This window comes from Salegentibacter tibetensis (assembly GCF_020164485.1).
GTDB classification, from domain to species: Bacteria; Bacteroidota; Bacteroidia; order Flavobacteriales; family Flavobacteriaceae; genus Salegentibacter; species Salegentibacter tibetensis.
In genome coordinates, this window is sequence record NZ_JAIQZA010000014.1 from 38,315 (window position 1) to 50,658 (window position 12,344).

Annotated in this window: 10 protein-coding genes; 2 read left to right on the top strand and 8 right to left on the bottom strand. The window is 38.7% G+C overall.

Translation table 11 applies throughout. The annotated features are described in order from the left end of the window. Window positions 1–5: 5 nt before the first annotated feature. The 7 genes from LB467_RS09165 to LB467_RS09195 all read right to left on the bottom strand — a co-directional run bounded on the left by LB467_RS09165 (window position 6) and on the right by LB467_RS09195 (window position 9,094). On the bottom strand, window positions 6–1,043 hold the full coding sequence (locus LB467_RS09165) for an NADP(H)-dependent aldo-keto reductase (protein ID WP_224473731.1): 1,038 nt from the start codon (window positions 1,041–1,043) through the stop codon (window positions 6–8). Window positions 1,044–1,064: 21 nt separating this feature from the next. After that, a complete protein-coding gene (locus LB467_RS09170; protein WP_224473732.1) occupies window positions 1,065–2,012 on the bottom strand; it encodes an OmpA family protein in 948 nt (315 codons plus the stop codon). A gap of 123 nt (window positions 2,013–2,135) precedes the next feature. Then, complete coding sequence (locus LB467_RS09175; RefSeq protein WP_224473733.1) at window positions 2,136–2,906, bottom strand: exodeoxyribonuclease III; 771 nt, start codon at window positions 2,904–2,906, stop codon at window positions 2,136–2,138. Window positions 2,907–2,946: 40 nt separating this feature from the next. Then, window positions 2,947–3,498 (bottom strand): DinB family protein, encoded by a 552-nt coding sequence (locus LB467_RS09180; protein WP_224473734.1) that lies wholly within the window; start codon window positions 3,496–3,498, stop codon window positions 2,947–2,949. A 27-nt stretch (window positions 3,499–3,525) separates the two neighbouring features. Beyond that, window positions 3,526–6,492, bottom strand: coding sequence for a T9SS type A sorting domain-containing protein (locus LB467_RS09185; RefSeq protein ID WP_224473735.1), 2,967 nt, complete (start codon window positions 6,490–6,492; stop codon window positions 3,526–3,528). Between the two features lie 115 nt (window positions 6,493–6,607). After that, window positions 6,608–8,146 carry a glycine--tRNA ligase gene (locus LB467_RS09190; RefSeq protein WP_224473736.1) on the bottom strand — a complete coding sequence of 513 codons (1,539 nt, stop codon included), beginning with the start codon at window positions 8,144–8,146 and terminating at the stop codon, window positions 6,608–6,610. A 63-nt stretch (window positions 8,147–8,209) separates the two neighbouring features. Next, the gene (locus LB467_RS09195) at window positions 8,210–9,094 is read right to left on the bottom strand and encodes a hypothetical protein (protein ID WP_224473737.1); all 885 of its coding nucleotides are present in this window, start codon (window positions 9,092–9,094) and stop codon (window positions 8,210–8,212) included. A gap of 60 nt (window positions 9,095–9,154) precedes the next feature. Here LB467_RS09195 and LB467_RS09200 point away from each other — a divergent pair, with 60 nt between their 5' ends. Both LB467_RS09200 and LB467_RS09205 read left to right on the top strand, forming a co-directional pair. Continuing rightward, the gene (locus LB467_RS09200; RefSeq protein WP_224473738.1) at window positions 9,155–9,835 is read left to right on the top strand and encodes a ComF family protein; all 681 of its coding nucleotides are present in this window, start codon (window positions 9,155–9,157) and stop codon (window positions 9,833–9,835) included. 58 nt (window positions 9,836–9,893) lie between these two features. Further along, a complete protein-coding gene (locus LB467_RS09205; protein ID WP_224473739.1) occupies window positions 9,894–11,507 on the top strand; it encodes an Ig-like domain-containing protein in 1,614 nt (537 codons plus the stop codon). On the opposite strand, the gene LB467_RS09210 is transcribed toward LB467_RS09205, so the two are convergent. Further along, window positions 11,494–12,273, bottom strand: coding sequence for an amidohydrolase (locus LB467_RS09210; RefSeq protein WP_224473740.1), 780 nt, complete (start codon window positions 12,271–12,273; stop codon window positions 11,494–11,496). The genes LB467_RS09205 and LB467_RS09210 overlap by 14 nt on opposite strands. Window positions 12,274–12,344 lie beyond the last annotated feature (71 nt).

Sequence of the window (12,344 nt, forward strand, 5' to 3'; positions counted from 1 at the left end):
TAATTTTATGGCGCAGGATTAGGATATGTTTCGTGAACTTCGTTTATAGCTTCCAAAACTTCTGCCGAAAGTTCTACATCTATACTTCCAATATTTTCTTCCAATTGTTTTATTGAAGTCGCGCCAATAATATTACTGGTTACAAAAGGACGAGTATTCACAAAAGCCAGGGACATTTGCGCGAAACTCAAATTATGCTTTTTAGCGATTTCGCTATAAGCACGGGTGGCTTTTACTGCCTGCTCTCCAGAGTATCTTTTATATTGCAGAAATAACCCCAACCTTGAATTTGGTTGAATTCCTTCTAAATGTTTCCCGCTTAAAGTCCCCATTCCCAATGGCGAATAAGGGAATAATCCAACATTCTCTCGATGAAGCACTTCAGTTAGCCCAATTTCGTCTTTTCGGTTAAGTAAATTATACGGATTTTGTACCGTGATCATTTTTGGCAGATCGTGCTTTCTGCTTTCTTCCAGGAAACGCATAACTCCGTATGGAGTTTCATTAGACAAACCGACCTGGCGGATTTTTCCTTCTTTTATAAAGCCATCCAAAGTTTCCAATACTTCTTTGAAATTTTCTTCCCAGGCTTCATCTTTATCGTACTCATACCCCCTTTGTCCGAAAAAATTTGTGTTACGTTCGGGCCAATGTAACTGGTAAAGATCTATATAATCTGTTTGTAATCTTTTTAGACTCTTATGCAACGCATCGGTTATCGCTCCTTTAGAAAACCCTAGATTCTCTCGAATATGTTTCATAGGATCTCCCGGCCCAACCACTTTTGAAGCCAGTATTACATCTTCTCTTCTTCCCGATTTCTTAAACCAGGAACCAATGATTTCTTCGGTACTGCCCTGGGTTTCTGCTTTTCCCGGTATGGAATACATTTCAGCCGTATCAAGGAAATTCACTCCTTTTTCTAATGCAAATTCTATTTGATTGTGACCTTCAGCTTCAGTGTTTTGTTGACCCCAGGTCATCGTGCCCAGGCAAATTTTACTAACTTTTATATCCGTGTTTGGGAGCTTGGTATATCTCATATTTTTTTTCAAAAATTGTATTTATTCTTCGCTAAGCAATTTAGTAACCTCATCTAATTTTGGTGTTAAAATCACTTCGATTCTTCGGTTTTTTGCTTTGCCTTCAGCAGTTTCATTAGTAGCTATGGGCGCATATTCCCCACGGCCGGCCGCGGTTAAATTCTGTGGATCAATATTATCATTTTCCTTTAAAATCTGTACAATAGAAGTTGCTCTCTTGGTAGAAAGATCCCAGTTATCATTTAATGGGCCGCTCCCGCCGTAAGGTACATTATCGGTATGGCCTTCAATTAAAACGGCGATATCCGGATTTTGAGCCAAAACCTGGCCTAATTGTTTCACGGCCAGTCTACCTTCATTATTTACAGCCCAACTTCCGGAGCTAAACAATAACTTATTTTCCATAGAGACATAAACTTTACCATCGCGTTGCTCTACGGTTAAACCTTTGCCTTCAAAATTGGTCAGGGCCTTTGAGATCGCATCTTTTAAAGCGTTCATTTTAGCATCTTTAGCGGCGATTAATTCTTCTAATTCATCCACCCTTCTGGAGCGTGCATCAAGGTCACGTTGCAATTTATTTAACCTCGCCTGCTCTGCTACAAGTGCCTGCTCCTTTTCTTCTAATTCGGCAAGTAGTTGACGGTTTTGTCGGGAATTTTCGGCAATAGCGGCAGAGCTATTATCTTCTAAAGCATCATAAGAATTTTTAAGCGTGGCGTAATTCTTTCGAGAGCTTTCCAACTCATCTTTTAAACGATCTCTTTCAGCCGTGGCTTCAGCGTAATCTTTTTTTAATGTTGAATATTCTTCATCTAAATTTCGATATTTCTCTAGTTCAGATTGTGTAGTTCGGTTTTCACGTTTTAAATCGGCGTGCCTGCCTTCAAGTTCCTTGTATTTTTTCGAGGACACACAGGAAGTTAACATAAAAACTGCTGAAACAGCTAAAACAATTATTTTTTTCATAAGGGTAGTTTTTAATTCAATCGTATCTTTCAACAATGTTTTTTATTTCTAGTTTCCTGCGAGGTTTTTTATACCTCGTAGATATACCTACAAAACTTTAAAAGCCTTGCAGGATCGTATCTCTTAAAAATCTGATTCCAGTTCTACCAAAACAGGACAGTGATCGCTGTGTTTGGCTTCAGGTAATATAACGGCGCGTTTTAGTTTTTCTTGCAAAGGCTTGGCCACCAAATTATAATCTATACGCCAGCCTTTATTGTTGGCGCGCGCATTAGCCCGGTAACTCCACCACGAATAATTGTCGCCCTCCTCATTAAAATGCCTGAAAGAGTCTATAAATCCGCTTTTCATAAAACTGTCTATCCACTCTCGTTCTACCGGCAAAAACCCGGAAACATTTCTAAGCCGGACAGGATCGTGAATATCTATGGCTTCATGACAAATATTATAATCTCCGCAAATTATTAAATTGGGAAAATCCTTTTTTACTTCATCAACATATTGCTGAAAATCGTCCATAAACTGGAGTTTGTGCTCTAAACGAGCAATATTAGTCCCTGAAGGCAAATACAAACTTATGATGGAAAAATCCTCAAAATCAGCACGAATCGTCCTGCCTTCAAAATCCATATAATCTATGCCGGTACCGTATTCAATATGTAAAGGTTTGTGTTTACTTAAAATCGCAACACCGCTGTAGCCCTTCTTCTGCGCCGGGTACCAGTAATGATAAGGATAACCGGCCTCTTTAAAATCATCGAGGTTTAATTGCTCTGGATTCGCTTTTATCTCCTGAAGACAAACCACATCTGGATTTGCCTGTTGTACCCAATCTAAAAAGCCTTTTCTTACGGCAGCTCTAATTCCGTTTACGTTATAGGAAATGATCTTCATTAAAGTCAATTTTCCTCAAAAATAAGGCTAAATGCAAGATTTACAAGTTGGATTGCTGAATTTCCAACAGCTTTTTAGCTTGCTGAAAGTGCCGCTGTTCGTGAGCCAGAATAATTTTAAAGGCGGCATCGAGCTTATATACAATTTTAGGATTTGCGGGCGAAGAAATAACCACGTTTTGCTTCAGCAAATCTTCAGACGCTAAAATCTTTTCTTTTAGTTTTTCCTGATGCTCCATAAACCTGCTCAAAATATCTTCTGAAAGCCTACTTTCGGAAGGTTTCCAGATAGAAAATGTTTTGGTTTTTTTGGTAGTATCAGGCTGCACCGATTTTAAAATTGCATTTCCAAAGAAATTTACCAAAAAACCGAATTTCGCCGTGAATGGCTTTTTATAATCTTTATTCCGAAGCTTATCAATTATTGGAAAATACGACTCATTTATCAAAATAAGGTGCTCCAAATTTTGAGCAATACTCCAGGTATCGGCATCCGGTTTCCAGTGAATTTCACGTTCACTGAGTTTGCCAAATGTCTTGTTGAATTTTAGCGTAAGTTCATCTAATCTATTTATAAAACCTTGCGTTTTCACCTGGTAAAAGTTATAAGTTAAATATAACTATTTTACAATAAACCGCTTAACTTTTCCTACTTCCCTCGTTCCCATTCTTACCAGGTAAACGCCCCGGGCTGCATAAGACATATCCAATTCATAAACGTAACCTGTGCCATTATTTTCTACCTGATTTTCTAACATTTTCTGTCCTAAAACATTATGAATAGTAATTCTTAAGGTTTCTTCATAATCGGTTTCCATGATGATTCTAAACTGTTTATTTTCTTCGGAAACCACTACCAGTTCAGCTTCGTTTAAGATAAAATCCTCAATATCTAAAGTAGAATCGGTGATATTTACCGAATAATCGTGGGTGGTACCATATTCCATTACTTCACAGGGGTTGTTGAGATCACCATCAAAACTGGTATCTCCAGCCCTAATACGCATAAGATGTTGCCCCAATGGTGCATCTACCGGAATACTAAAATCATAAGAATGCCAGGAATTTTCAGTAGGGATAACTTCAGAAGTGATTACGCGTTCGTTATCATCAAAAACAGCATCGTCATTGAAATCTATCCACATTGAAAATTGTTCGTTATCCTCTTCAGCGAAATGAGATTGCACCGAAACCGTAAAATCGCTTTGTGAACGATCTAAAGTAGCTGCTAAACCTATAAAATCGGCATAACCATTTCCGCAGGGGATACGTTCATTAAGGACATCTTCCAATTCAAAAGATGAAATTCCATCGCCAAAACTACAATCAGATCCTTCAGGAATACAATCTAAATTAGCTACAGATTTTACGCTTGTATCGTTGCTGGGATCAAAATCGTTTTCCAACCTGGTGCCGCCGGTAATTCTATAACTTCCGGAAGGCGAAATATCTGCAGTTTCATTGAACGTATATACTTCAAGACCTCCTACTTCTAAAGTGCCATTAAAGACTTCTCTTACCGGAGTGTTATTTCCTATTTGATAAAAAACGGGTATATCTTGTTGTGGTTCGCCCCCAAAATTTTCTATACTCACAGTTACTTCTTCTGAAGTTCCCAAACTCTCCCCTGTTTGCGGTGCATCAATTGAAGTTACCCCAACATCCTTAGGTGGTAAATTACGAACTGAAGTGAGCAATGTATCATTTTCAACATTTTCATCGCCTTCTAAATTGGTACTAAAGAGGAAGTCATAGGTTTGCCCAACCTCAGAAAGATCGGCGGTTTCAGAAAAAGTGAATTCAGCAGAACTTGTTGCACCAATGCTTTCTTCAAAAGTCTGGGTCACTTCAGGACCACCATCAATACTATAGCTTACTTCAAAATTAGACTGCGCATTGCGGCCATAATTTCTAATTCTTATAGTAATTTCCTCATTTGCACCTAAACTTGAGTCTTGCGGACTAATTAATGAGACCACACCAAGATCATTATCAAAATCTGGGGCAATTTTAAACACCCCTACATGATTTTTTCTTTCCTGTCCTACAAAATACTCGCCATTGTGCCAGAAGGTGAGTCCATCAGCTGCATCTACGCTTAAATGTGCATAGTCACCATATCTTGAATTAGGATTAGGACTTTCTCCTTCAACAATACTTTGCTCCTCTATAGTCATAATTCCCGGCTCATCATTATGATATCTACCGGTATAACGGATTGAAGGAAAAACCGGGTTTTGCGGATTATCATTTAAAACTGTATAGCCCAGAGCTATATTCCCTGCCTCATCCATACCAATACTCCCACTAAATCGATCACTATTATCTGGCGCGTAAGTTCCTTCCTGGTAAACACTCCAGGGACCACCATCGTTTTGCTGGCGTAGCTCATACCAGCGTATACCTGCGTGCTCTGCTGCACTAGGATCTATATCTACTACAAAGTTCATCACCACGGCATTATAATTTGGAAATCGCCTGTAGGTGGTCATATACATCATTGTAGCCTGCAGTGCATCAACATCTGGAGTATCATTACCCGGCTGTGAAAGATTAGAAAAAGAGCCTCCATCAAAGGTGGCTATAAATGGCGAAACACCATCGCCGGCCCCTAATTCCTGGGATTCTGAAATCGTTGAGTTTGAAGGATTACTCCAATCTACATTAATGAGCCAAAGCTTTAAATGATCTTCATTAACTCCTGCCCATGAATCGTCCTGAAGATAGATTATTGGCGAATTTCCTCGCGGCGGCAATTCCTCTCCAATTGCTGAAAAGCCAGCCGGACTGTAAAATCCGTTGGTTCTGATTCCCGGCAATGGAAATGACATAATTTGTGCCGTTCCCCCGTTAAGCATTTGGTCTCTTTCTAATGCATAAACTACCTGACTGGTAGCCGCTGATCTGGAATTTTTATTGGTTGTAATATAATACCCATCTCCCCAAACCGAAATCTTTGGATAATCTGGCAATACTCCGTTCGTGGTAAAGCGGTAAGTATACCAGCCATCGTTTATCGGGTCTGGACCCTGGGATACGGCAATTAAAAAACTTTGTGGAGTATCGCTAAACTGAGAAATTATAAATCGGTCGGCAAATTCATCATATAATACTATTGGATCTCCAAGGGTTTCATTGGTGAACTCTCCTCCAATACTAGCCAGGGAAGCTGGCTCCATAATTTGATTCCCGGATTTATCAAAAACTGAAAAAGCAGAATTCCATCCATTTACGTAGTGGTTAGGACCTGCAGATCCAGTAGGATCTGTAGGTGTAGCTTGTGTAGAAGCGGCTTCAAAAGTAAAATATGGCGCTTTCACAGAAATTTCTCCCATTTTTTCTTGAAGCGCATCATCCTTGGTTTTTGGCAAACCTTTTCCCGGCACTATTTTATTAATTCCCCGGTTCCTGGGATTATAGATCTTAAATTCCGTAGCAGGAGGAATTAATTTTCTCTTAGCCATTGCAGAAGAAGGTACCGCTTTGGCAGAGTCTATATAAACCGGGCCGGAGGTTTCCCTCTCCTGCCCCACAAATATGGAGTGGAAACCAAAAATTAGAACTAAAAGGAATATAATTTTTTTCATTTTTACGTGACTTCTTCTTTTACTTTCTAAAAATAATGATTCTATGCTTATCAAAAACAAAAGGAGCGATTAAGTTGATTAATCGCCCCTTTTTCAAATTAAAAAATCCTTCTATTTATTTCTTCATCCAGGCTTTAAAATCTATTTCTTGCTGAACAAGTTCCTTAAGCTCTGTAATATCCACACGCTTTTGCTCCATAGTATCACGGTAACGTACGGTTACTTTTTTGTCGTCAAGCGAATCGTGATCTACGGTAATACAAAGCGGGGTCCCGGATGCATCCTGCCTTCGGTACCTGCGGCCTATCGCATCCTTCTCATCATATTGCACTCTGAAATCCCATTTTAATTCTTCTATAATTTCGTGGGCAAGCTCGGGTAAACCATCTTTCTTTACTAGCGGAAGTACTGCTGCTTTGGTTGGTGCTAAAATTGCCGGTAATTTCAATACCGTCCTGCTGGTGCCACCTTCCAGTTCCTCTTCTTTTAGGGAAGCTGAAAAAACCGCTAAAAACATACGGTCCAGACCAATTGAAGTTTCAATTACATAAGGCACGTAATTTTCTTTCATTTCAGGATCGTAAAAACGCAATTTCTTACCTGAATGTTCTTCGTGTGCTTTAAGATCGAAATCTGTTCGAGAATGAATTCCTTCCAATTCTTTAAATCCGAAGGGGAAATTAAATTCTATATCAGTAGCCGCATTCGCATAATGCGCCATTTTTTCGTGATCGTGGAAACGATAATTTTCTTCGCCTAAACCTAAAGAAGCGTGCCATTTTTGACGGGTTTCTTTCCAGTGTTCAAACCATTTTAATTCTTCACCGGGACGAACAAAAAATTGCATTTCCATTTGCTCAAATTCCCGCTGACGAAAAATAAACTGTCTAGCTACAATTTCATTTCTAAAAGCTTTACCAATTTGGGCAATTCCAAAAGGAATTTTCATCCTCCCGGTTTTTTGCACATTTGAAAAGTTTACAAAAATTCCCTGTGCAGTTTCAGGTCGCAAATATAGATCTGTAGCAGATTCGGCTGAAGCTCCCAGTTTGGTGCCAAACATAAGGTTAAACTGTTTAACATTAGTCCAGTTTTTAGAGCCGGTTTCAGGGCAGGCGATTTCCAACTCTTCAATTAGCGCTTTTACATCGGCCAAATTTTCGTCAGTAAGAGATTTTGCAAGGCGTTCAAGAATTTCCTTTTCTTCCTTTTTATATCGAATTACCCTTGGGTTAGTCGTTACAAATTCTTCTTCATCAAACTTATCACCAAAACGTTTCCTTGCTTTTGCAATTTCCTTTTGTGCTTTTTGATTGATTTTTTCAGCATAATCTTCAACCAAAACATCGGCACGATAACGTTTTTTAGAATCTTTATTATCAATTAAAGGATCGTTAAATGCATCTACGTGACCTGAAGCTTTCCAGGTGGTTGGGTGCATTAAAATTGCTGCATCCAAACCTACGATGTTTTGGTGCAGCTGCACCATACTTTTCCACCAGTATTCTTTGATGTTTTTCTTTAATTCGGCTCCATTTTGCCCGTAATCGTAAACAGCGCTAAGGCCGTCGTATATTTCACTTGATGCAAAAATATACCCATACTCTTTAGCATGGGATATTACATTTTTAAAAAAGTCTTCTTGTTTTGCCATAGCGCAAAAATAAAAAAACCGCCCTGATAAACAGCAGGGCGGCCTTTGAATTTTAGGTTTTAATTATCTTAGGTTAAATGAGGCGGTTCCCAATAAAGTTGCATCAGCATAAACATACACTTTATAGGTGCCTTCCAGTAATTTATCTTCGTTGGTGTTGGCCAGCAAACACACATCTAATTCATTATTTTCATAGTACACTTTTGAAGCTGCACTATAAACCATAGCACCACCTTCATGTTCCACCACAATTTCGTCACCTACCAATTCATTTTCAGGATTATAAACCTGCACATACATATCCCTTTCACCGGGACCGGCAAGATCGTTGGCAGTAATTGTGAAGCATGTCCTTACCTGGTCTATTCTTCTGGTTCGGTCGTTTTCAACCAGCTTTCCACTATTTCTTACAATTACGCCTTCCCCACGAAGGTTTGTGACCTTAAGTTGCGCAGCACGATCCACTTTATTAGAAAGATCCTGGTTTGTAGTTTTCAAAGAATCTGAAACTCTTGTTCTTTGTTCCAGAATTACATTAGTACTATCTAAAGTTTGAGACATCATTTGATTTTGGCGATTCAAACTATCTACCACTCTAAATAAACGATCCTTCTCAGATTTTAGATTGCTAATTTCCCGGCGATATCGAGAAATTAATACCAAATTGGCTTCATTGTCTTCAACTGAATCCAGCAAACGCTCAATTCTGTTTCTTGCATCCACCAGATTTTGATCCATCACCTGGTTTTCTTCAATAGCTTCATCATATTTGATGATCAAATCATTAAGTTCATCCTCTATCACCTCTTTTTCTTTGGTGAGGATGGCCTTATTTTCTTTCTCTTCGTTATAGAATTTAATTGTATAGATACCCAAGGCCAGGAGGGCCACAGCTAGAACACCCGTTAGGATTTTAAGCGCGTTGTTGTTTTTCTTTTCGGTCATCATATTATTAATTTGTTTTGTAAATTTAGAAGTTTCTTAAGATAAAGCGCAAGGACTTAACATATGTTTCACGATTTAACAAATCTGTTCTATCCTAAAATATGCAATTGTTGCGACAGCTCGCTATTAAAGGCTGAAAAAGTGATTTGCACTTCCTGTTTACATAAACTTCCAACGACTAATTATCATCTTGATAACGAAAATGCGACTAAAAAAGTATTCGATGCCCGATTACGCCTAGAAAATGCTACTTCCTTACTCTACTTTAAAAAGAAAGGAATGGCTCAAAACCTTATCCATAACCTAAAATATAGGAAACAGCAAGAAATTGGGGTTTTTCTGGGAAAATGGCTAGGTGAAGAACTGGCTACCCACCCCGCATTCAGAAAAATTGAATGCGTAATTCCAGTACCTCTTCATCGCAGAAAATTAAAACAAAGAGGTTTTAACCAGGTAACCGAATTTGGAAAAGAACTCGCAAAAAAATTAAACGCCCCATTTATTGAAGATGTACTGGTAAAAAAGTCGGCCTCACGCACTCAAACTTTTAAAAAACGTCTGGGGCGTTGGGGCAGTATAGACGAAAGTTTTATGGTAGAAAATCCCACAAAACTGGAAAACAAACATATCCTCCTGGTAGACGACCTTGTAACAACTGGTGCAACCCTGGAAGCTTGCGGCAATAAACTCCTGAAAATTAAAAACACCAAATTAAGTATTGCCACGATGGCAATTACAGATTGATACCCGCGTTAAAACCTAAAATAATTGTTTCTTTGTGTTTAGATTACATTATTTAATTATGCTGAAACGAATTCCTGGAATTTTACTTGTCGCTGCCCTACTTCTACTTTGCGTGCAATGCGCGAAAAAAGGAATGCCACAAGGTGGCCCTGAAGATGAAGAGCCTCCAAAATTTATTAGGGCAAATCCTGAAAACTATAATACTAATTTCACTGCAGAAGAGATCAGGATATTTTTCGATGAATACGTAAAGTTAGAAGACGCCCGCCAGCAAATCGTGATTTCTCCACCCATAGATCCGCGACCTAATATTATCCCAATGGGTACCGCCCGTAAAGATGTGCGTATACAAAACCTGGATTCCCTTCAGGAAAACACTACCTACACCATTAATTTCGGAAAAAGTATTGTAGACAACAACGAAGGTAACGCCCTACCTTATTTTAAATATGTATTTTCTACCGGCGATTACCTGGACTCCCTGAAAGTTCAAGGAACTATTAAGGATGCCAATCTAAAAGCTCCGGCCGAATTCATTTCTATATTTTTATATGAAGTAGATTCTACTTTTTCAGATTCCCTGGTTTATAAAGAAATTCCCAGATACATCACCTATACTTTAGACAGCAGCGTAAATTTTGAACTGGAAAACCTCAAAGAAGGCACCTACCAGATCCTTGCTATTGAAGACAAAAACGACAATTACCGTTTTGATCCTAAAAAAGAAAAAATAGGTTTTGTTGAAAATCATATCACCCTACCAACAGATTCTACTTACAACATCACTATTTTTAAGGAAGAGCTGGAGTTTGAAGCTAAAAGACCAAAATTGCTAAAAGGAAACCAGATCCTGTTTGGATATGAAGGCAAAAAAGGAGTGGATAGTGTGGAAATTGAATTATTGACCCCAAAACCGGAAGGCTTCCAATCCAGAATAGTTAAAGACCGCAAAACCGACACCCTTTACTATTGGTATAACATTCGCCCCGAAAATGACAGTCTTTCTTTTGAAGTAATAAGCCCGAAAAGACGCGATACTTTATTCACTAAAATAGCCGAAGCTGCGCGGGATTCGCTTAAAATTACCTCAGATCCTTCAGGTTCTATAGAGTTTGCCCAAAATTACAGGCTGCAAGCCAATACCCCAATTGTAGATTTTGACCAGGATTTAATCAGTGTCCGGGATGGAGACTCTGTTTTGGTTCCGTTTAATTCAGAAGTAAGAAGATTGGAAAACGAAATTGTGATCTCTTTTGATAAAGAGGAAAGTACAAAGTACCAGGTGATCACCTTACCCGGCGCGATAACAGACCTTTTTGGAAAGACCAACGATACGATTAGACACACCCTTAATACAAAATCTTACGCAGATTATGGGAGTATTATTTTAACGCTTCAAAATGTTAGTCGTTTTCCTGTTTTGGTACAACTTACTAATGAAAAAGGCGAAGTTCAACACGAACAATATTCAACCAGTGATAATAATTTTCATTTTAGATTTCTAAAACCGGGAAAATTCCTAGTTAGGGTAATTTTTGATGATAATGAAAATCGAAAATGGGATACCGGGAATTATCTAAAAAGAATTCAGCCCGAAGAGATTCAGTATTATCGAGACACCATAGACGTAAGATCCAACTGGGATATGCCAGAGACTTTTACTTTAGAGTAAATTGATCTCTATCCTGAAGAAATTTTAAATCACTTCGGGTTTCTTCCAAATGTTTTTTATCGAGCGCTATTTCTTCTGCAAAAGGTTCTTCGCGATCCAGTTCGGTTATATTTTCACCCAAACAATCATAGGCCGCGGTGTGGCCATTATATTTGTAGCCATCACCATCGTTTCCGGTTCGGTTTACGCCAATGCAGTAACTCATATTTTCTATGGCTCGGGCTTTTAAAAGCGCATCCCAGGCAGCAACCCTTTTGCTTGGCCAGTTGGCTACATAAATTAAAAGATCATATTCTACCGTATTCCTGGCAAAAACCGGAAAGCGAAGATCATAACAAATTAAGGGACATATCTTCCAGCCTTTGAATTCAACAATTAAGCGGTCTCTTCCGGCAGAATAAGTTTGATCTTCTTTAGCAAGAGTGAAAGTGTGTCGCTTATCATATGTTTTAAAACTTCCGTCAGGAAAGACAAAGAAAAGCCTGTTATAAAATTTATCATTTTCAGTGATAATCACACTCCCGGTTACTGCGGCATCTTTCAATTTTGCCATTTCCCGCATCCATTGCAGCGTTAAACCATCGGTTTTTTCGGCTAATTTACTAGCGTTCATGCTAAAGCCGGTAGTGAACATTTCAGGGAGAATAATTAGATCTATATCTTCGGAAAGCGCCTTAATTTCTTTTGAAAAAAAACTGCGATTAGCCTGCGGATCTTCCCATTTTAAATTTGCCTGAAGCAATGCGGTGTTTAGTTTTTGTGCCATACCCAAATTTACCAAATTTTAAATTCCTGCTGCTAAATCCTTGTTAAACAATTGTAGATAATTCTTATAAT

Coding starts and splice junctions, on each gene's coding strand:
- LB467_RS09165 (WP_224473731.1), bottom strand. CDS start 1,043: ATGAGATATACCAAGCTCCCAAACACGGATATAAAAGTTAGTAAAATT.
- LB467_RS09170 (WP_224473732.1), bottom strand. CDS start 2,012: ATGAAAAAAATAATTGTTTTAGCTGTTTCAGCAGTTTTTATGTTAACT.
- LB467_RS09175 (WP_224473733.1), bottom strand. CDS start 2,906: ATGAAGATCATTTCCTATAACGTAAACGGAATTAGAGCTGCCGTAAGA.
- LB467_RS09185 (WP_224473735.1), bottom strand. CDS start 6,492: ATGAAAAAAATTATATTCCTTTTAGTTCTAATTTTTGGTTTCCACTCC.
- LB467_RS09190 (WP_224473736.1), bottom strand. CDS start 8,146: ATGGCAAAACAAGAAGACTTTTTTAAAAATGTAATATCCCATGCTAAA.
- LB467_RS09195 (WP_224473737.1), bottom strand. CDS start 9,094: ATGATGACCGAAAAGAAAAACAACAACGCGCTTAAAATCCTAACGGGT.
- LB467_RS09200 (WP_224473738.1), top strand. CDS start 9,155: ATGTTTCACGATTTAACAAATCTGTTCTATCCTAAAATATGCAATTGT.
- LB467_RS09205 (WP_224473739.1), top strand. CDS start 9,894: ATGCTGAAACGAATTCCTGGAATTTTACTTGTCGCTGCCCTACTTCTA.
- LB467_RS09210 (WP_224473740.1), bottom strand. CDS start 12,273: ATGGCACAAAAACTAAACACCGCATTGCTTCAGGCAAATTTAAAATGG.